This window comes from Streptomyces formicae (assembly GCF_002556545.1).
Lineage (GTDB): Bacteria > Actinomycetota > Actinomycetes > Streptomycetales > Streptomycetaceae > Streptomyces > Streptomyces formicae_A.
Window position 1 is genome coordinate 5,388,782 of sequence record NZ_CP022685.1, and the last position, 19,628, is coordinate 5,408,409.

19 protein-coding genes are annotated in these 19,628 nt (G+C 71.1%); 13 read left to right on the forward strand and 6 right to left on the reverse strand.

Going from position 1 to position 19,628, the window contains the following annotated elements:
- Positions 1-5 precede the first annotated feature (5 nt).
- Positions 6-953: a DMT family transporter gene (locus KY5_RS23375; RefSeq protein ID WP_098244089.1), complete on the forward strand. Its 948-nt coding sequence runs from the start codon at positions 6-8 to the stop codon at positions 951-953.
- Here the strand turns inward: KY5_RS23375 and KY5_RS23380 are convergent.
- Together KY5_RS23380 and KY5_RS23385 are read right to left on the reverse strand one after the other, a co-directional pair.
- Positions 844-1,740: a LysR family transcriptional regulator gene (locus KY5_RS23380; protein ID WP_098244090.1), complete on the reverse strand. Its 897-nt coding sequence runs from the start codon at positions 1,738-1,740 to the stop codon at positions 844-846. The genes KY5_RS23375 and KY5_RS23380 overlap by 110 nt on opposite strands.
- Positions 1,740-2,072, reverse strand: coding sequence for a PLD nuclease N-terminal domain-containing protein (locus KY5_RS23385; RefSeq protein ID WP_098244091.1), 333 nt, complete (start codon positions 2,070-2,072; stop codon positions 1,740-1,742). Before KY5_RS23385 ends, KY5_RS23380 begins: the two co-directional genes overlap by 1 nt.
- A 90-nt stretch (positions 2,073-2,162) precedes the next feature.
- Between KY5_RS23385 and KY5_RS23390 the strand changes: the two genes are divergently transcribed.
- Genes KY5_RS23390 through KY5_RS23400 form a run of 3 tightly spaced genes read left to right on the forward strand, consistent with a single transcriptional unit; the run spans position 2,163 to position 5,222 of the window.
- Positions 2,163-3,620: a menaquinone biosynthesis decarboxylase gene (locus KY5_RS23390; protein WP_098244092.1), complete on the forward strand. Its 1,458-nt coding sequence runs from the start codon at positions 2,163-2,165 to the stop codon at positions 3,618-3,620.
- Positions 3,617-4,519 (forward strand): menaquinone biosynthesis prenyltransferase MqnP, encoded by a 903-nt coding sequence (gene mqnP, locus KY5_RS23395; protein WP_098244093.1) that lies wholly within the window; start codon positions 3,617-3,619, stop codon positions 4,517-4,519. Before KY5_RS23390 ends, mqnP begins: the two co-directional genes overlap by 4 nt.
- Positions 4,520-4,529: 10 nt before the next feature.
- On the forward strand, positions 4,530-5,222 hold the full coding sequence (locus tag KY5_RS23400; protein ID WP_098244094.1) for a UbiX family flavin prenyltransferase: 693 nt from the start codon (positions 4,530-4,532) through the stop codon (positions 5,220-5,222).
- On the opposite strand, the gene KY5_RS42955 is transcribed toward KY5_RS23400, so the two are convergent.
- Complete coding sequence (locus KY5_RS42955) at positions 5,219-5,347, reverse strand: hypothetical protein (protein ID WP_267894330.1); 129 nt, start codon at positions 5,345-5,347, stop codon at positions 5,219-5,221. The genes KY5_RS23400 and KY5_RS42955 overlap by 4 nt on opposite strands.
- Before the next feature lie 132 nt (positions 5,348-5,479).
- Here KY5_RS42955 and KY5_RS23405 point away from each other — a divergent pair, with 132 nt between their 5' ends.
- From KY5_RS23405 to KY5_RS23430, 6 genes are all read left to right on the forward strand, one after another.
- Positions 5,480-5,935: an Lrp/AsnC family transcriptional regulator gene (locus KY5_RS23405; protein ID WP_055549590.1), complete on the forward strand. Its 456-nt coding sequence runs from the start codon at positions 5,480-5,482 to the stop codon at positions 5,933-5,935.
- 90 nt (positions 5,936-6,025) lie between these two features.
- Positions 6,026-7,189: an aminofutalosine synthase MqnE gene (gene mqnE, locus KY5_RS23410; protein WP_098244095.1), complete on the forward strand. Its 1,164-nt coding sequence runs from the start codon at positions 6,026-6,028 to the stop codon at positions 7,187-7,189.
- Between the two features lie 115 nt (positions 7,190-7,304).
- A complete protein-coding gene (locus KY5_RS23415) occupies positions 7,305-7,829 on the forward strand; it encodes a GNAT family N-acetyltransferase (protein WP_098244096.1) in 525 nt (174 codons plus the stop codon).
- 96 nt (positions 7,830-7,925) lie between these two features.
- The gene (locus KY5_RS23420; protein ID WP_098244097.1) at positions 7,926-8,222 is read left to right on the forward strand and encodes a DUF4229 domain-containing protein; all 297 of its coding nucleotides are present in this window, start codon (positions 7,926-7,928) and stop codon (positions 8,220-8,222) included.
- A 420-nt stretch (positions 8,223-8,642) separates the two neighbouring features.
- Complete coding sequence (locus tag KY5_RS23425; RefSeq protein ID WP_098244098.1) at positions 8,643-10,007, forward strand: dicarboxylate/amino acid:cation symporter; 1,365 nt, start codon at positions 8,643-8,645, stop codon at positions 10,005-10,007.
- A gap of 162 nt (positions 10,008-10,169) precedes the next feature.
- The gene (locus tag KY5_RS23430; protein ID WP_098247429.1) at positions 10,170-10,781 is read left to right on the forward strand and encodes a TetR/AcrR family transcriptional regulator; all 612 of its coding nucleotides are present in this window, start codon (positions 10,170-10,172) and stop codon (positions 10,779-10,781) included.
- On the opposite strand, the gene KY5_RS23435 is transcribed toward KY5_RS23430, so the two are convergent.
- Both KY5_RS23435 and KY5_RS23440 read right to left on the reverse strand, forming a co-directional pair.
- A complete protein-coding gene (locus tag KY5_RS23435) occupies positions 10,753-11,589 on the reverse strand; it encodes a MaoC family dehydratase (protein WP_098244099.1) in 837 nt (278 codons plus the stop codon). The genes KY5_RS23430 and KY5_RS23435 overlap by 29 nt on opposite strands.
- Positions 11,590-12,089: 500 nt before the next feature.
- Positions 12,090-13,406 (reverse strand): 3-oxoacyl-ACP reductase, encoded by a 1,317-nt coding sequence (locus tag KY5_RS23440; RefSeq protein ID WP_098244100.1) that lies wholly within the window; start codon positions 13,404-13,406, stop codon positions 12,090-12,092.
- A 72-nt stretch (positions 13,407-13,478) separates the two neighbouring features.
- On the opposite strand from KY5_RS23440, the gene KY5_RS23445 reads away from it, so the two are divergent.
- Positions 13,479-14,756, forward strand: coding sequence for an acetyl-CoA C-acetyltransferase (locus KY5_RS23445; protein ID WP_098244101.1), 1,278 nt, complete (start codon positions 13,479-13,481; stop codon positions 14,754-14,756).
- 126 nt (positions 14,757-14,882) lie between these two features.
- Positions 14,883-16,451, forward strand: coding sequence for an alpha/beta hydrolase (locus KY5_RS23450; protein ID WP_098244102.1), 1,569 nt, complete (start codon positions 14,883-14,885; stop codon positions 16,449-16,451).
- Between the two features lie 29 nt (positions 16,452-16,480).
- Here the strand turns inward: KY5_RS23450 and KY5_RS23455 are convergent, their stop codons facing one another.
- Positions 16,481-17,371, reverse strand: coding sequence for a helix-turn-helix transcriptional regulator (locus KY5_RS23455; RefSeq protein ID WP_098244103.1), 891 nt, complete (start codon positions 17,369-17,371; stop codon positions 16,481-16,483).
- Between the two features lie 492 nt (positions 17,372-17,863).
- Here KY5_RS23455 and KY5_RS23460 point away from each other — a divergent pair, with 492 nt between their 5' ends.
- On the forward strand, positions 17,864-19,252 hold the full coding sequence (locus KY5_RS23460; RefSeq protein WP_098244104.1) for an MFS transporter: 1,389 nt from the start codon (positions 17,864-17,866) through the stop codon (positions 19,250-19,252).
- Positions 19,253-19,628: the final 376 nt, after the last annotated feature.

A 19,628-nucleotide genomic window follows, 5' to 3' on the forward strand; every position in this document is an offset into this window, starting at 1 on the left:
CTGGCATGACCACAAGGAACGCCCTGGAGAACCGGGGCACGGCCCAGCTCACCGCCGCCATGATGCTCTCGGGCACCCTCGGGATCTTCGTCGTCGAATCCGGCGCGAGCGCCTTCAACGTCGTCTTCTTCCGCGTCCTGTTCGGCGCCCTCGCCCTCGGCGCGTACGCGTTCGCCCGGGGCTACTTCCGCGACCACGGACTCACCCTCAAGAAGCTCGGACTCGCCGCGCTCGGCGGTGTGTTCATCGTCTTCAACTGGGTGTTCCTCTTCACGGCGTACGAGGCCACCTCGATCTCCCTGGCCACCGTCGTCTACCACACGCAGCCGTTCTTCCTCGTGCTGCTCAGCGCCCTCGTCCTGCGCGAACGCCTCTCCCGCTTCCAACTGGGCTGGCTGGCCGCCGCGTTCGCGGGCCTCCTGCTCGTCTCCGGGGTGCGCCCCGGCGACGCGGGATCGCTCGCGGGCATCGGCCTCGCCCTGCTCGCCGCGCTGCTCTACGCGCTCTCCACGCTCGTCACCAAGCGCGTCACCGGAGTCCGCCCCCACCTCATCGCCCTGGTCCAAGTCCTCGTGGGCATACCGCTGTTGCTCCCCTTCGCCGACTTCGGCGCGATGAGCGGCACCGGCACCGGATGGGCCTGGCTCGCGGGACTCGGCGTGATCCACACCGGCCTGATGTACGTCCTGATGTACGCGGCGTACGCGAAGCTGCCCACCGCCAAGATCGCGGTGCTCGCCTTCACCTACCCGGCCGTCGCGATGGTCGCCGACTGGGCGGTCTACGGCCACCACATCGGACTCGTCCAGGCGCTCGGCGTCCCGCTGATCGTGCTCGCCAGCCTCAAGGTGACGCTTGCTCCCGCACGAGCCGCACGGCCTGCTCCACGAACAGCCGCACCTGCGCGGGAAGACGCTTCCCCGAGCGCCAGGCGAGCTGTGTCCACAGGGTGAACGGCGGTTCCCACGGCAGCCGCACGAGGGTGCCTCCGGCCAGCTCGCGCCCGACCGTCACGGCGGGCAGGAGCGCCACGCCGAGCCCACCGGACGCACCCTGCTTCGTCGCCTCGATCGTGCCGAACTCCATGAAGGAGACCCCGTGCGGGGCGAGGGAGACGAGCTCCTGCTCGAACAGGTCGCGGTAGGCGCAGCCCGGCTCGGTCGCGAGCAGCGAGACCTCGGTCAGCTCGGCCGTCGTCACGGCGGAGCGGGCGGCCAGCGGGTGCGCGGGCGCGGCGACCAGGGCGAGCGGCTCCTCGGCCAGCACCTCGGTCTCCAGGCCCGGGTGGACGCGCTCGCGCTCCATGAGGAAACCCACGTCGTAGGTGCCCTGCCGCAGCGCCTCCTTGGTGGCATCACCGATGGTCGTACGCAGCGAGAGCCGTACGCCGGGATAGCGGTGGTGGAAGAGTTCCAGGAGCGGCGGAAGGCGGTAGGAGGTCAGCGACTCCATGGTGGCGACCGCGACGGCGCCGGAGGGTTCCTCGGCGCCGACGACCGCGGCCCGCGCCTCCTCGGTGAGCTCGATGATCTGCCGGGCGTAGGGGAGCAGCCGCTCGCCCGCCTCGGTGAGCCGGATCCGGCTGCCGAGCCGGTCGAAGAGCTCGGTGCCCAGCGACGTCTCCAGGGCGCGGACCTGGCTGGTCACGCTGGACTGGGCGTACTTCAGCTCGGCGGCGGCACGGGTGAAGCTGAGGACGGTGGCGACCTTCTCGAAGGTCACGAGCAGCCGCAGCTCCATCAGCTGTCGCTGCCCTTGTCCCGCTTCTTCTGCTCGTCGTCGGGGGTCTCGGGCTTGTCGTCCCTGAGGGACTTCAGGAACTCCGGGTTGTCGTCGGGCGCCACCCACTGGGTGCGGCCCCTTCCGGCGCCGCCCGCGCCGGGCCCCCGCCGCTTCTTGCCGGTGACGAACCAGGCGATCGGGCCGAGCAGCACCTCGCCGAAGAGCAGGACGAGGATGACCCACACCACCTTGGGGAAGTGCCTGACTTCCTTCTCCGGGGTGTTCAGGACGTCGATGAAGGCATAGATCCACACCGCCAGGACCAGCAGGAACGGCAGATACCTGAGCATGGTGGTGCGATCCCCCAAGCGGTGGTGGCTGGGGGCGGTGCGAGCCCCCGGTGACGGGGCCAGGGTAGCCGGTGCCGGATACTGGAGCGCATGGCTTATGACGATCTTCGCTCCCTGCTCCGTGCACTGGAGCGCGAGGGCGATCTCAAGCGCATCAAGGCCGAGGTCGACCCGTACCTGGAGGTCGGCGAGATCACCGACCGCGTCCAGAAGGCCGGTGGCCCCGCGCTCCTCTTCGAGAACGTGCGCGGCTCGGCGATGCCCCTCGCGATGAACGTGTACGGCACGGACCGGCGCCTGCTCAAGGCGCTCGGCCTGAAGTCGTACGGCGAGATCAGCGAGAAGATCGGCGGCCTGCTCAAGCCGGAGCTGCCGCACGGCTTCGTCGGGGTGCGCGAGGCGTTCGGGAAGCTCGGCGCGATGACGCACGTACCGCCGAAGAAGGTGAAGTCCGACAGCGCGCCCGTCCAGGAGGTCGTCCTCACCGGCGACGACGTGGACCTGGAGCGGCTGCCCGCGCTCTTCACCTGGCCCGAGGACGGCGGCTCCTTCTTCAACCTGGGCCTGACCCACACCAAGGACCCGGACACCGGGGTGCGCAACCTCGGCCTGTACCGCCTCCAGCGCCACGACAAGCGCACCATCGGCATGCACTGGCAGATCCACAAGGACAGCCGCAACCACTACCAGGTGGCAGCGCGCAGGGGCGAGAAGCTCCCCGTCGCGATCGCCTTCGGCTGCCCGCCCGCCGTGACGTACGCCTCGACGGCGCCGCTGCCCGGCGACATGGACGAGTACATGCTGGCCGGGTTCATCCAGGGCAAGCGCGTCGAGATGGTCGACTGCAAGACGGTCCCGCTCCAGGTCCCCGCGCACGCCGAGGTCGTCATCGAGGGCTGGCTCGAGCCCGGCGAGATGCTCCCCGAGGGCCCCTTCGGCGACCACACGGGCTTCTACACGCCGCAGGAACCGTTCCCCGCGCTGAAGATCGACTGCGTGACGATGCGGCGGCGTCCGCTGCTCCAGTCGATCGTGGTCGGCCGCCCGCCGACGGAGGACGGCCCCCTCGGCCGCGCCACCGAGCGCTTCTTCCTGCCCCTGCTCAAGGTGATCGTCCCGGACATCGTCGACTACCACCTGCCGGAGTCGGGCGGCTTCCACAACTGCGCGATCGTCTCGATCGACAAGAAGTACCCGAAGCACGCGCAGAAGGTGATGCACGCCATCTGGGGCGCGCACATGATGTCCCTGACGAAGCTGATCATCGTGGTGGACAAGGACTGCGACGTGCACAACCTGCACGAGGTGTCCTGGCGCGCGCTCGGCAACACCGACTACGCCCGTGACCTGACCGTCGTGGAAGGCCCGGTCGACCACCTCGACCACGCCTCCTACCAGCAGTTCTGGGGCGGCAAGGCGGGCATCGACGCGACGAAGAAGCTGCCCGAAGAGGGCTACGTACGGGACGGGGGCTGGCCGAACATGGTCGAGTCCGACCCGGAGACGGCGGCGACGGTCGACCGCCGCTGGAAGGAATACGGACTGTGAGCTCAGCCTCCGCAGCGATCCCGCAGCCGGGGCGCACCAAAGCCTTCCTGCGCCTCGTCATGATCGAGCACTCGGTCTTCGCGCTGCCCTTCGCCTACATCGCCGCGCTCACCGCCATGTTCCAGCTGGACGAGAACATCCACTGGGGACGGCTGCTCCTGGTCACCGTCTGCATGGTGGGCCTGCGCACGTTCGCCATGGCGGCGAACCGGATCATCGACCGCGAGATCGACGCCCGCAACCCGAGGACCGCGCACCGCGAGCTCGTCACCGGCGCGGTGTCCGTGAAGTCCGCGTGGACGGGCGCGCTCATCGCGCTCGTGATCTTCCTGGGCTCGGCCGCGCTGCTCAACCCGCTCTGCCTGGCGCTCGCGCCGGTCGCGGTGGTCCCGATGGTGGTCTATCCGTACGGCAAGCGGTTCACGAACTTCCCGCAGGCGATCCTCGGCATCGCGCAGGCGATGGGCCCGGTCGGCGCGTGGATCGCGATCACCGGCGAGTGGTCGGGCCAGGCGGTGATCCTCGGGCTCGCGGTCGGCGTGTGGATCGGCGGCTTCGACCTGATCTACGCCTGCCAGGACGTGGAGACGGACCGCGAGGTCGGCGTGATGTCGGTGCCCGCGCGGTTCGGCATCCCTGCCTCCATCTGGGGCGCCCGCGCCTGCCACCTGGTGACCACGGCGCTGCTCGTCTGGTACGCGGCGGCCAGCGACGCGGGCGGGTTCTTCTGGTTCGGGCTCGCGATCGTCGCGGGTGCCTTCGTGTACGAGCACTCGATCGTGAAGCCGACCGACCTGTCCCGGCTGAACCGGGCGTTCTTCCAAGTCAACGGCTTCATCGGCATCGCGCTGTTCGTCTGCGCGCTGCTCGATCTGCTCGTCCGCGGGCTCACGGTCTAGGCTGCACAGCGTGAACGCAGGAGATACGCGGCGTAAGCCTTGGATCGTAGGGGTGTCCGGCGCCTCAGGGACCCCGTATGCCGCTTCCATGCTGCGTGCGCTGCTCGCGGCCGGGGAGAGCGTGGATCTGGTCGTGTCCCGGGCCTCGCGGCTGACCCTGCTCGACGAGACGGGGATCTCCTTCAGGGACGCGCACTGGCGCGACGACCTGCGGGAGTGGCTGGCGCGGGGCGCGGACGGGAAGCCGGACACCTTCGACGCGGACGTCTCGGACGTGCGGTACTGGGCGGCCGGTGATCTGGCGGCCGGGCCCTCGTCGGGGTCGTACGCGACGAAGGGGATGCTGATCGTTCCGGCGTCCACGGCGTGTGTGGCCGGGGTGGCGCTCGGACTCTCGAAGGACCTGCTGCAGCGGTCGGCGAGCGTGACGCTGAAGGAAGGCCGACGCCTGGTGGTCTGCGTACGCGAGACACCGCTGAACGGGCAGACGCTGAAGCACTTGGTGAGCCTGGACGAGGCGGGCGCGATCGTGCTGCCCGCCTCTCCGGCGTTCTACGCGGGGGCGACGCACATCCAGGATCTGGTGGACTTCGTCGCCGGGCGGGTGCTCGACGCGGCAGGGGTGCCGCACGGCCTGTACCGCCGATGGGAGGGCGAGCTCGGCTCCGGATCCGGAGGCGGCTCGGGCTCCCGGGGGGACTAGCGCTTCTTGGCGGCGCGCTTCCTGAGGGCGCCGGCCTTGTGCGCGGTGGGCTGGTGGGCACGCGAGCGGTTGGCCAGGTCCTGAAGCTCGCGCATGCGGGCGTAGGCCATCTCGATCGAGTACACGGTGACACGCTCCTGAAGGATCGTCGTTGATCGGCTGAAACTGAGAAAGATTCACAGGGCGCAAACCCTGTTACGCCTTAGATTCTACACATAGACTCGCGGTATCGCTGAATAATGAAAGGCATCGCACCTATGGACGCCGTGGACAGGCAGCTCATCCAGGCCCTGCGGGAGAACGGCAGGGCCTCGTACGCCGAACTCGGGCGGCTCGTGGGCCTCTCAGGGCCCAGCGTCACGGACCGGATCAACCGCCTCGAAGCGGCCGGTGTCATCACCGGCTACCGCGCGACCGTCGACTCCGCGTCGCTCGGTCTCGGTGTCATCGCCCTCATCGGCATCTCGCTCTCCGACGCCGCCGACCACGAGGACGTGGCGCGGCGCCTGAAGGACCTGCACGAGATCGAGGACTGCTGGTTCATCGCGGGCGACGACTCGTACATGCTCAAGGTCAGGGCCAGCGACGTGGACGGCCTGGAGAAGACGATCCGCAGACTCAGCGGCACCCGGGGGGTCTCCCGCACGCGCACCACGATCGTGCTCTCGACCAAGTGGGAGAACCGCGTCGGGGAGCTTCCCGAAGAGGTGTAGGCCGCACCGCCCGCCCGGTGGGCGGGGGAGTACGGTTGGCGGAGTTTGTGGCAGGGCGCGCAGGTCGCGGTGAGAGGTAAGGGCGAAGGCATGGACGCAGGTCTCAAGCGCGATCTTGAGCAGAAGGTCCGCGACGGCGAGCGGCTGTCCCGTGAGGACGGCATCGCGCTCTACGAGTCGGACGACCTGGCCTGGCTCGGCGGCCTCGCCCACGAGGTGCGCACGCGCAAGAACGGCGACGTCGTGCACTTCAACGTCAACCGTCACCTCAACATGACGAACGTGTGCACCGCGTCCTGCGCGTACTGCTCGTTCCAGCGCAAGCCGGGCGAGAAGGACGCGTACACGATGCGCATCGAGGAGGCCGTCCGCCTCGCCAAGGCGATGGAGGGCGAGAACCTCACCGAGCTGCACATCGTCAACGGCCTGCACCCCAACCTGCCGTGGCGCTACTACCCGCGTTCGCTGAGCGAGCTCAAGAAGGCGCTCCCGAACGTGTCGTTGAAGGCGTTCACGGCCACCGAGATCCACCACTTCGAGACGATCTCCGGCATGTCGGCCTCCGGCATCCTGGACGAGCTCATCGAGGCGGGCCTCGAATCGCTGACCGGCGGCGGTGCGGAGATCTTCGACTGGGAAGTGCGCCAGCACATCGTCGACCACCGCACCCACTGGGAGGACTGGTCGCGCATCCACCGGCTCGCGCACGAGAAGGGCCTCAAGACCCCGTGCACGATGCTGTACGGCCACATCGAGGAGCCCAGGCACCGGGTCGACCACGTCCTGCGGCTGCGTGAACTCCAGGACGAGACCGGCGGGTTCCAGGTCTTCATCCCGCTGCGCTACCAGCACGACTTCGTGGACATGCAGGACGGCAAGGTCCGCAACAAGCTCCAGGCGCGCACCACGATGGCGTCCGGCGCGGAGGCCCTCAAGACCTTCGCGGTCTCCCGCCTCCTCTTCGACAACGTCCCGCACGTCAAGGTCTTCTGGGTGATGCACGGCCTGCAGACCACGCAGCTCGCGCTCCAGCACGGCGCGGACGACATGGACGGCTCGGTCGTCGAGTACAAGATCACGCACGACGCGGACAACTTCGGTACGCCGAACAAGCTGACCCGCGAGGACCTGCTCGACCTGATCCGCGAGGCGGGCTTCCGCCCGATCGAGCGGAACACGCGCTACGAGGCGATCCGCGAGTACGAGGGTCCCGACCTGACGCTGCGGGAGACGCCGCAGGCGATGCGGGTCTGACCCGCCTCCGTTCCTCACCCGAGCCCCGGCCCGCACGGCCGGGGCTCGTCGCGTTCTCCGTCCGGGATGCGGAATGCGGTTGAGGCACCGCGCTAGTAATAGTTAACTTCACCGCATGGCACTTACATTTCAGCTGGACCCGGAGGTCGACCCGGCGCTGCGCGACGGCGTCCTCGCGCTCTGGGCCGACGTGTCCAACGCGGGCGGGGCCGTCGGCTTCGTCCCGCCCGTGACTGTCGACGAGATACGCCCGGAGTGGATCAAGCGCCTGGCCGAGCTGAGCGAGGGCCGCACCCGGCTGCTCGTGGGGTACGACGAGGAGGGCGCCGTCGCCGCGACCGCCTTCCTCGCGTACAACCAGCACCGCCTGATGAAGCACTGGATCTGGCTGTACGTCGTGATGGTGCACCCGCGCCACCAGGGCAAGGGGTACGGGCGCGACCTGATGGCCGCCGTCGCGGACGCGGCCCGCTCCCTCGACGGCGTCGAGGCGATCCGGCTCACCTGCCGCGGCGGCACCGGCGTCGACCGCTTCTACGCCTCCTGCGGATACAAGGAGGTCGGGCGGGTGCCCGGCGCGATCCGGGTGGCTCCCGGCGACGACCGCGACGACATCACGATGCTGCTGCCGTTGCCGTAGGACGGGGCACCCCCTTGCCGGACGCGGGCCCTCCCATGCTTCACTGGAGAGGCTCGTCCAGCTCGGGCCCATTTCGGAACGGAAGAGTGGATTGACATGCTCCGCTACACGCTGATGCGCCTCGGGATCTTCGTGGGTTGCTTCTTGGTCGTCTGGGGCCTCGTCTACTCCGAGATCCTGCCGCGTGGGCTCGGCGACTCGAACATGCTGTGGGTGCTGCTGCTCTCGCTGATCATCTCCGCGCCCATCAGCTTCGTGGCGCTGCGCAAGGAGCGGGACCGCGCGTCGGCCACGGTCGTCGCGCGCGTGGACCGCACCAAGGCCAACCTGGAGGCGAACCGCACCCAGGAGGACGAGGCTGACGACGTCGCCCGCGCGCGGACGCAGGGCTGACGACACCAGGCTCGTACGCCTCGAAGCCGTCCGCCTCGAAGCTCGTAAGCTTCGTCACACACTTCTCGGGACCCCGGTCCTGGAGCGCATCGCTCCGGGGCCGGGGTTCCGTGCGTCGCGGGGCAGTTGGGGCCGCCGGGAAACGGATCAAGCGGGGCCCGTCGCTCCGCTTACCTCAAACAAGACCTTTGATGTTCTCAAAGTACAAGTGTTAACGTGTTCGACATGAAGACAGCAGCAGCGCACCGCAACGCCATGAGCGTCCCGCTCGTGGCGCGCCTGCATGTCGACCTCTGCCGCTGCATGTCCGCGGCCTGTCACGTCTGATCGTGATCCCCGCTGCAGCGACGCCGCTGACCCTTCGCGGTCGCCGCTCCCGTACGTCCCCAACCCCCTGACTTTCCTCACCGGAGTGTGTCCGTGTCCGCGAATTCCGCGACGCCCGCCGACAAGGCAGGCGACACCGAGAAGCCCGAGTCCGGCTTCCGGATACCCAAGTTCCTCAAGATCCCCTTCTGGGCGCAGATCCTCGGCGGCCTCGTCCTGGGTGTCCTGCTCGGCTGGATCGCCCGTGACCAGGACGTCGACTGGCTCGTCACCACCCTCTCCAAGGTCGGCGACACCTTCATCGGGCTCCTGAAGCTGGCGGTCGCCCCGCTCGTCTTCTTCGCGATCCTGGTGTCGATCACCAACCTGCGGAAGGTCAACAACGCCGCGCGCCTGGCCACCCGCACCCTGCTCTGGTTCATGATCACGTCGCTGATCGCGGTGGCCATCGGCCTCACCATCGGTCTGATCACCAACCCGGGCTCCGGCACCGGCCTCACCCCGAAGGACGGCAAGGCCCCCGACCACGCGGGCTCCTGGATCGACTTCCTGACCGGGATCATCCCGACGGACGTCATCACGCCCTTCACCGAGCTCAACGTCCTGCAGATCGTCTTCATGGCCGCCGTCGCCGGCATCGCCGTACTGAAGATCGGTGACAAGGCCCAGCCGATCCTGGAGCTGAGCGAGTCCGTCCTCGCCCTCCTCCAGAAGGCCCTGTGGTGGGTCATCAAGCTCTCCCCGATCGGCACCATCGGCCTCATCGGCTTCGCCATCGCGGACTACGGCTGGAACCTCATCAGCAAGTACGCGACGTTCACCGCGGACATCTACATCGGCTGCGCCCTGGTGATGTTCGGCGTCTACCCGCTGCTGCTCGCGTTCGTCGCCAAGGTCAACCCGCTCCAGTTCTTCAAGGGCGCCTGGCCCGCGATCCAGCTGGCCTTCGTCTCGCGCTCCTCGGTCGGCACCATGCCGATCACCCAGAAGGTCACCGAGCGCCTCGGCGTGCCGAAGGAGTACACGTCCTTCGCGGTGCCCTTCGGCGCCACGACGAAGATGGACGGCTGCGCCGCGATCTACCCGTCGATCGCCGCGATCTTCGTCGCGCAGATCTTCGACGTGAACCTGGGCATCAAGGAGTACCTGCTCATCGCGTTCGTCTCGGTCGTCGGCTCCGCCGCCACCGCCGGTCTCACCGGCGCCACGGTCATGCTGACGCTGACCCTGTCGACGCTCGGCCTGCCGATGGAAGGCGTGGGCCTCCTGCTCGCCATCGACCCGGTCCTCGACATGATGCGCACCGCCACCAACGTGGCCGGGCAGGCGCTGGTCCCGGTGATCGTCGCGGCCCGCGAGAAGATCCTCGACCACACGGCGTACGAGAGCGCGTCGGCGTCCCCGCTGGACGACTTCGACGAGTCGCCCTCGTCGCGTGCGGTGGCTGCGGCCGCCTGAGTCCCCGGGTCTCCTTTCGACCCCTGGAGCCCCGCCCCGGAACCATTCCGGAGCGGGGCTCCGTCAATCGTGTCCTGACCTCCGTTGACCGTACGCTGACCTCGGACGGGGTCGCGCGGGAAGACGGGGACTGACGTGGTCGAGAAGCAGCGGCAGAAGCGGATGCCGCGTGCCGTGCGTGAGCAGCAGATGATGGACGCCGCGGTGCGGATCTTCGGGCAGCGGGGGTACCGGGCCGCATCCATGGACGAGATAGCCGAACTCGCCGGAGTCTCCAAGCCGTTGGTCTACCTCTACCTGAACTCCAAGGAAGAGCTCTTCACCGCCTGCATCCGGCGGGAGGCCGCCGCGCTCGTCGCCGCGGTGCGTGACGGGGTGTCGGCGGCGGAGCCCGCCGACCGGCAACTCTGGTCCGGGCTCACGGCGTTCTTCGAGCACACCGCGGAGCGGCCCGACGGGTGGGCGGTGCTGCACGCCCAGGCGCGTACGCACGGGGAGCCGTTCGCCGCCGAGGTCGCGGGGATGCGGGAGGAGATCCTCGCGTTCGTGACGCTGCTGATCGCCGAGGCGGCGCGGGAGGCGCACCGGAACCCCGCGCTGCCCGACCGCGAGGTGGCCGGGCTCGCGCAGGCGCTGGTCGGGGCGGCGGAGTCGCTGGCCGACTGGGCCAACACGGACGCGACCGTCTCCGCGAAGGAGGCCGCGGCGACCCTCATGAACTTCGCCTGGGCGGGGCTCGGCGACCTCATGGAAGGACGGCGCTGGACCCCGTGAGGTGAGTCCTGCCGGTGGCGGTGGCGCGGAGCTCGAAGGCGGGGCCGCGGGCCGTGTAGGTCACGGTGGAGGGGAGGGGGACGGGGGCCTTGAACTCGACGTGGACGTGCAGCGGCGACTCGGGATCCGCGTTCCGCGTCGGCTCGTGCGCCGCGAGGCACCTGGCGGCGGTCCACATGCCGTGGGCGATGGCGCGCGGGAAGCCGAAGGGGCGGGCGGTCAGCGGGTGCAGGTGGATGGGGTTCCGGTCGCCGCTGACGGAGGCGTAGCGGCGGCCCAGGTCGGACGCGAGGTGCCAGTCGGTGCCGGGTCCGGCGGGTGTCGCCCCGTCTCGCGGTCGCCCGGAGCCGGCCGACGTCTTGTGGCGGGCCAGGAACGTGCTGCGCGACTCCCAGCGGAGGGTGCCGTCCGTGGTGCGTGCCTCGGTGGCGAGGGTGGCTTCCGTGCCGCGCCTGTGCGGGGCCAACTGTGCGACGTGTACGTCCAGTTCGAGCGCCTCGGTGGGGTGTACGGCATGGTGCTGGGTGATGTCGATGGACGTGTGCACGAGGCCGAGGAGCGGGAGCGGGAAGTCCCTGGCGGACATCAGGCGCATGGCCAGGGGGAAGGCGAGGACGTGCGGGTAGGTGGGCGGCAGGGTGCGGAGGTCGTCGCGACCGCGGCCGGTGGCGAATCCGCAGACGCGTTCGTAGGCGGCGAGGTGTGGGGGCTTGACGTGGGCGACTTCGCGGAGGTGGGTGGTGGGGGGCTGGGCGTCGGGGTGGGGGCGCTTGAAGGGGGAGGCCAGTACGGCGCGGAGGAGGGGCATGGGGGTCCTTTCCGGGGGTGGGGTCGCGGGGCTCGGGTGGGTGCGGGTCTTGCGCCTTGGGTTCGGTTGTGGGGCGGGGCCGCGGGGGTATGTGCGTACTCGCCGTCCCAGATGACCGCCAACGGACTTGCTTCCTTGCCTCGTTCACTTATGTGCTCCGTGCGCACATACCCCCACGTCCCCTCGCGCGCGCTCGCGACCGCCCCCCGGCGGGGGTTCCCGGCCCCCACCGGGCCGCGGCCCCGCCCCACAGACGGGCGGTGGCCGCTCCCGCAGCCGAACGCGAACGGCAGCGCCCCTCAAGGGGCGCGGGGAACTGCGCGAAACCCCGGTGTGACACCGCACAGGACGTGGGGGAGATACCACCACCTCCCCCACCCACCCGGCGGGGAACTGCGCGAAACCCCGGTGTGACACCGCACAGGACGTGGGGGAGATACCACCACCTCCCCCACCCACCCGGCAGGGACAACGCCCCGACCCACCCCGTGGGCCCCGCGCTACGCGCCCAAGAGGCTCTGGCCACACGTGCGGATCACCTGCGCGTTCACACCCCCCGTAGCCAGCCACGCCGTCACCTCCGCCACGTCCGTGGGAAGCCCGCCCTGGGACAGGGAGTTCATGCGGCGACCCGCCTCGCGGATCAGGAGAGGGACCGCCGCCGTCATCTTCGTCTCGATGAAGCCGGGCGCCACCGCGTTCACCGTGACGCCGTGCTCCGCCAGCGCCCGGGGCGCGAGGGAACGGGTCAGGCCGATGATCCCGGCCTTGCTGGCCGCGTAGTTGGTCTGGCCCGCGTTCCCGGCGATCCCCGCGATCGAGGAGGTGGCGACGATCCGGCCGCCGGGTCGCAGCACCCCGGTCCGCAGGAGCGTGTCCGTGGTGGAGAGGACGGCGCCGAGGTTCACGTCGAGCACCGCGTTCCAGCGGTCGCGCGGCATGTTCGCCAGGGTGCGGTCGCGGGTGATGCCCGCGTTGTGGACGAGGACGTCGAGGCCCCCGTCGGTGGGCAGCGCGGCGACGATGCGTTCGCCCGCGTCGTCCGCCGTGATGTCCAGGGGGAGCGCCGTGCCGCCAAGGCGGTCGGCCACGCGGATCAGGTCCTGTTGGGCCGCGGGCACGTCGAGGAGGACCACGCGCGCGCCGTCGCGGACCAGGACGTCCGCCACCGCTTCGCCGATGCCGCGTGCGGCGCCCGTGACCAGTGCCGTACGCCCGGCGAGGGGGCGCTCCCAGTCGTCGGGGTCGCGCACCGCCGCCTCGGGGCCGGTCTCGATGACCTGGCCCGTGACGTACGCGGACTTGGGGGAGAGGAGGAAGCGGAGGGTGGAGGACGCGGAGCCGGTCGGGCCGGGGACGCGGACGAGGTTGGCGGTGCGGCCGCGGCCCAGTTCCTTGCCGAGGGAGCGTACGAAGCCTTCGAGTGCCTGTTGGGCGGCTGCCTGGTGGTGGTCGGCGGGGTCGGGCGGGGAGCCGATGACGACGACGCGGCCGTTGTCGGCGACCGAGCGGACCACGGGGTGGAGCGCGGTGTGCACCTCGGTGAGGTCGGCGACGCAGGACGCTCCCGTCGCGTCGAGGACGACCGCCGCGGGCCGGGAGGACGCGGTGGCGGGCGGCAGGCCCTGGGAGGTGAGGAGTTCCACGAGGGCGTCGGTGTGGCGGGAGCCGCCCGTGGTCAGGAGCAGCACATCGCCGTCCAGGCGCGGGTGTTCGGGCGACCAGCGGCGCAGTGCGACCGGCCGGGGCAGGCCGAGGCGGCGGGTGAGGAAGCGGCCGGGCGCGGTGCCGGTGAAGTGCAGATAGCGGTCGGCCATTGTCCAACTCCCAGCTGAGTCCTAAATTTACTTCCGAGTAAGGTTACTCAAGGGTCAGGAGCTGGTCGAGACATGAGCCTTCCTTCCGTACGACGCGTGGCCGTGGTCGGCGGCTGCCGCATCCCGTTCGCGCGCTCCGACGGGCCGTACGCGACCGCGTCCAACCAGGACATGCTCACCGCGGCCGTCGACGGTCTCGCGGCACGCCACTCCCTGCAAGGGGAGGGATCCGTGGGGGAGTTGGTTGCCGGGGCGGTGCTCAAGCACAGCAGGGACTTCAACCTGGCGAGGGAGGTCGTCCTCGGGTCGACGCTCGATGCCAGGACGCCCGCGTACGACATCCAGCAGGCCTGCGGGACCGGGCTGCAAGCCGTCATCGCCGTCGCCAACAAGATCATGCTGGGGCAGGTGGAGTCCGGCATCGCGGGTGGCGCCGACACCGCGAGCGACGCGCCGCTCGGGCTCAACGACGACCTGCGCAAGGTCCTGCTCGCCGCCCGGCGGGCCACCTCGCCGGGCGGGCGGCTGCGCGCGCTGGGGCGGGTGCGGCCCCGGCACGTCGTGCCGGACGTCCCGCGCAACGCCGAGCCGCGCACCGGGCTCTCGATGGGCGAGCACGCCGCCGTGACCGCGCGCGCGTGGGGCATCGGGCGCGCGGCGCAGGACGAGCTGGCGGCCGCGAGTCACCAGCGGCTCGCTGCCGCGTACGAGCGGGGGTTCTTCCAGGACCTCGTCGTACCGTTCCGCGGGCTTGCCAGGGACCAGAACCTGCGGCCGGGGTCCTCGGTGGAGCAACTCGCCAGGCTCAAGCCGGTGTTCGGCCTCGACGGGCCCAACCCGACGATGACGGCGGGCAATTCGACGCCGCTGACCGACGGGGCGGCCGTGGTGCTGCTCGCCGGCGAGGAGTGGGCCGCGCGGCGCGGCGCCGAACCGCTCGCGTATCTCACCGCGTGCGAGACGGCCGCCGTGGACTTCGTGCGCGGCGATGTCGCGGGCGGCGACGACGGGCTCCTGATGGCGCCCGCCCGCGCGGTGCCCAGGATGCTGGAGCGGGCCGGGCTCGGGCTCGGCGACTTCGACTTCGTGGAGGTCCACGAGGCGTTCGCCTCACAGGTCCTCGCGACGCTGGCCGCGTGGGAGAAGCGGGGCATCGGCACCGTGCCAAGGGAGCGGCTCAACGTCGCCGGGTCCTCGCTCGCCACCGGGCATCCCTTCGCGGCCACCGGGGCGCGGATCGTCGCGACGCTCGCCCGGCTGCTCGCGGAGCGGGGGCGGCCGGGGCGCGGTCTCATCTCCGTCTGCGCGGCGGGCGGGCAGGGCGTCACGGCGATCCTGGAGCGGGACTGAGAGCGGAACTGAGAGCGGGATCGTCGCGGAGGGTGATCGGCGTGTGCGTAAGGTGACCGCCGCTGAACGGGCGGGGCCCGTGCCCGGCGCTTAGGGTGAGCGAGGGGCACACCCTGGGAGGTTGCCGTGCGCGGAGCCTGTGCACTCGCCGGCGTCACCGTGCTGATCGTCGTGGGAGCGGGCGCGCCGGGAGCCTTCCCGGCCGCCTCGGCCGACGCGGACGGCGGGCGGCCCGATCTGTCGCGCTACTACACGCAGAAGATCAAGTGGTCCGCCTGCGAGGGCGCGACCGGGGACGTCGCGGAGGCCACGGGCCACGCCAAGGACGTCCGGTGCGGGAAGGTGACCGTGCCGCTCGACTACGGGCAGCCGACGAAGGGCACCGTCGATCTCGCGATGATCAAGATGCGGTCGAGCGCGAGCGGCAAGCCGCGCGGCTCCCTGCTCCTGAACTTCGGCGGTCCCGGCGGCCCCGGCGTCTCCGCGCTGGCAGGGTCGCAGAAGGAGTTCGGGTACCTCAGCAAGGGGTACGACGTGGTCTCCTTCGATCCGCGCGGGGTCGGCGAGAGCGCGCCCGTCAGCTGCGGCGACGCCGCGGACGCCACGGAGGAGCCGGGCGCCGGTGAGAAGGGCTCCGACGACCCGGCCGCCCTGCTCGCCCAGTTGCGCGAGGTCGCCGCGGAGTGCGCGGCCAAGTCGGGGCCCGTGCTGGGCCACATCGGGACGGTCAACGTCTCCCGCGACATGGACGTCATGCGCCAGGCGCTCGGCGACAAGAAGCTCAACTACCTCGGCTTCTCGTACGGGACGCGGCTCGGCGCGGTCTACGCGGCACAGTTCCCCAAGAAGGTCGGGCGGATGGTGCTCGACGGCGTGGACACGCTGACCGAGCCGGTCGCCGAGCAGTCCCTGGCCACCGCCGAGGGCAGGCAGACCGCCCTGGACAACTTCCTCGCCTGGTGCACGGGCAACGCGGGCTGTGTGTTCGGCACGGACGCGCGGGCGGCCCGGCAGGGCATGGTCCAGCTCATCAGGGACATGGACGAGATGCCCCTCCAGGCCGCGGACGGCGGGGAGTTCACCGGGCAGGACGTCGTCGGCGTGCTCAGCCAGGCGCTCTACAGCAGGCAGGCGTGGCCCGCGCTCTCGCAGGCGCTCGGCGGGCTGCTCGCGGACGGGGACCCGCGCGCGCTGATCCGGATGAGCGGCGGTCTCGGCAACGGGCCCGTCGGCATGTCCTGGCGTGCCGAGGACGTGCCCGCCGACAACATGACCGCCGCGCTGATGGCCGTGAACTGCGCCGACGACCCCGACCGGCCCGACGCCGCCCGTATCGAGAAGGAGGTCGGCACGCTCCGGAAGGAGTTCGAGGAGGCGTCGCCGGTCTTCGGCAAGTCGATGCTGATGCCGGTGCTGCTCTGCTTCGGGCGGCCTGCGGGCACCGACTACATCCGTGCGGACGTACGGGACGTGAAGACGCCGAAGATGCTGCTCGTCGGCACGCGCGGCGACCCGGCCACCCCCTACCGGTGGACGGAGGAGACCGCAGAGCGCCTCGGTTCGCAGGCCGTCGTCCTGGACAACAAGGGGGACGGACACACCGGTTACCTGGGCTCCACGTGCGTGCGGGACAAGGTCGACGGGTTCCTGCTGTACGGGGAGAAGCCGACGGCCGGGACGTGCGCGGCGGAGTGAGGTCGCGGCGGAGTGAGGGCGCGGGTGGGCTACTCCTTGGGGGAGGGGTCCGGCGCCGGGGTCAGGCGCAGCATCGCCGCCTCGTCGGGCGTGCCTTCCGGCGCCTGGTAGGCCACCAGGCGCTGGCCGCCCGTCCTGGCCAGCTGCATCACCTCGTACGTCAGGGTCATCGGGCCGACCTTCGGGTGGGCGAAGGTCTTGCTGCCGCCGCCGCGCTCGCGCACGTCGTACCGCTCCCACAGCCGGGCGAAGTCCGGTGACTTGAGCAGGAGTTCGCCGACGAGCGAGGTCAGCTGCGGCGAGTCGGGGTCGGTGCCGCCGACCGCGCGCAGATGGGCCACGGACTGCGCGACGGTCTCCTCCCACGGCTGGTAGAGCTCCCGGCCCACCGGGTGCAGGAAGACGTAGCGGGTGACGTTGCGCTGCTCGGGGGGCCAGTCCCACAGGCCGGGCATCAGGGCCCTGCCGGGGGCGTTGGCGGCCAGCATGTAGCTGTGCCTGCTCACCACGTACGCGGGCAGCGGGCTCAGCGCCTCCAGCATCCTCAGGGTGGACGCGCGGACCGTCTGGTCGCTCGTGGGGTGCGGTTCCGTGAGGCGGCCCGAGGCCAGCTCGGCGAGGTCGTGCAGGCGGTCGTGGGCGTCGCCCGTCAGGCGCAGGGCGCGGGCCAGCGCGTCGATGACGGCGGCCGACGGGTTCGTCTCCCGGCCGCGCTCCAGGCGCGTGTAGTAGTCGACGCTCACCCCGGCGAGCGTCGCGAGCTCCTCGCGGCGCAGGCCCGGGGTGCGGCGCAGGCCCGTGCCTGCGGGCAGGCCCGCTTCGGCGGGGGTGACGCGGGCGCGCCGGGCGCGGAGGTATCTGCCCAGTTCCGTGCCGGTGGTCGCCACCGGGGGTGGCGCGCTCCTTGTGCTTTCGGTCATCTGTCCATTGTCGCTGGTGCGTTCCTGGTGCGTGTGGGGTGTGGGGGGCTGTGTCAGGGCCTGGAACGTGGGGGCCGGGTGAAGCGCGGCCTGCCACTGCGTGGGGCTTGGGCGGAGAGTTGGTCCTGTTGCGGGCGGCTCGGGTGTCTTGGCCCAGGGGGTACGAGTTGCCGGGCCGCGGTCTTGGTGTTCGGTGCCGCCCGCACGTGGCTTGTTGTTGTTCTTCTTCGTCGCTCCGCGACGGGGCCCGCCCACCCATCCGTATCTCCGCGCCGGGTCCCGCCTGTAGGGGCCTTTCCCGCCCGCCCGTATCTCTGCGCCGAGCCCTGTTTGTAGGGGCCTTTCCCGCCCGCCCGCCCGTTTCTCCGCGTCGAACCCTGCTTGTAGGGGCCCTTCCCGCCCGCCCACCCGTATCTCCGCGCCGGGCCCCGCCTGTAGGGGCCTTTCCCGTCCGCCCGTTTCTCCGCGTCGAGCCCCGCCTGTAGGAGCACCATGTCCGTCGTTCTTGATCCGCCCCGTGTGCTGGGGCGTCGTTCCCGTTCCTCCTCGTCCCCCGTCGCCCTCATCGCCGCCCTCCTCGGCTTCACCGTCATCACCATCGACGTCACCGCGGTGAACATCGCGCTGCCCGACATCCGTGACTCCCTGCACGGCGGCATGGCCGGGTTGCAGTGGGTCGTGGACGCGTACACGTTGATGTTCGCGGCGCTGATGCTCTCCGCGGGGGCGCTCGCCGACCGGGCGGGGGCGCGGCGGGCTTACGCGTGGGGCGTGGGGCTCTTCACCGCCGCCTCGCTGGCCTGCGCCCTCGCGCCGGGCATCGGTTCGCTGATCGCCGCCCGCGTCGCGCAGGGCGGGGCCGCCGCCGTCGTGATGCCCGCCTCGCTCGCGCTGATCCGGCAGGCGTACGACGACCCGCGCCGCAGGGCCCGCGCCATCGCCCTGTGGACGGTGGGCGGGTCGGTGGCCGTCGCGGTCGGGCCCGTGCTCGGCGGCGCCCTCACCGAGACCGCCGGGTGGCGTGCCGTGTTCCTGCTCAACCTGCCGGTGGGCGCGCTGATCCTGGCCCTTCTGACCCGCACCGCCGTCTCGCCCCGCAGGCCCGCGCCGCTGGACCTGGTGGGTCAGGTGACCGCCGTACTCACCCTGGCGGGGCTCGCGTTCGCGGTCATCGAGGGCGGGCACCTCGGGTGGACGAGCGCGCCGGTGCTCGCCGCCTTCGCCGTCGCCGTCGGCGCCGGATTCGCCTTCCACGCCGCCGAGAAGCGGCACCGCGCGCCCATGGTGCCGCTGGAGATGCTGCGCGAGCGGCCGGTGGCCGTGGCACTCGCGGTCGGCTTCGCCGTGAACGCCGGGTTCTACGGCGTGACCTTCCTCCTCGGCCTCTACTACCAGCAGTTGCGCGGCATGTCCGGCGTCGAGGCGGGCCTGATGTTCGTGCCGCTCGCCGTGCTCATCACCGCCACCAACCTGATGTCGCCGCGCGTCGCCGAGCGGTTCGGGCGGCGCCCGGTGATCGTCGTGGGGCAGGCCGTGCTCGCGCTCGCGATGTTCGCCCTGCTGCCGCTCGGTGCCGAAACGCCGCTCTGGCAGGTCCTGTTGCTGCTCGTACCGACCGGACTCGGCGGTGCCTTCGCGGTCCCGGCGCTGACCGCGCAGCTCATGGACAGCGTGCCCGGCGAACGCGCGGGCACGGCATCGGGTCTGCTCAACTCCCTTCGCCAGACCGGCGGTGCGATGTCCGTCGCCCTGTTCGGCGCGCTCCTCGCGGGCGGCGGCTCCGGCTTCTCGCTCGCGGGCATGCACCTGGGACTCCTGGTCGTCGGGCTCCTCCTGTGCGTCACCACGGCCCTCGCCGCGTGGCTGCTGCCGCGCGGCTGAGCCGGGAAGGTCCCTCGGTACGGGAGTGGACATCCGTGCGAGAGTGGCGACTTGGCAGCACAGTGACGACAGGGGTGGGGCACATGGCACGGGGGACGGTCACCTACAGAGTGCGGTACGCGAGTTTTCCACCGGTCGTGATGGGCGGCAGCGGCGGCGGTAGCGGCCGCGGTGGCGGTGGCGGTGGCGGTGGTGGGCAGGGCGCGGAGTTCGTGGTGCGGCTGTGCCGTGACGGTGACGCGCCCGCGCGGGACCAGGGGCGGTCCTTGCGCGCCTTTCACATCGCGGCGGACGGGCAGGGGACGCCTCCCGGCACGCATCCGGGAACCCCTCCGGGAACACCGCCCGGAACCCCTCCGGGGACCCCACCCGGAAC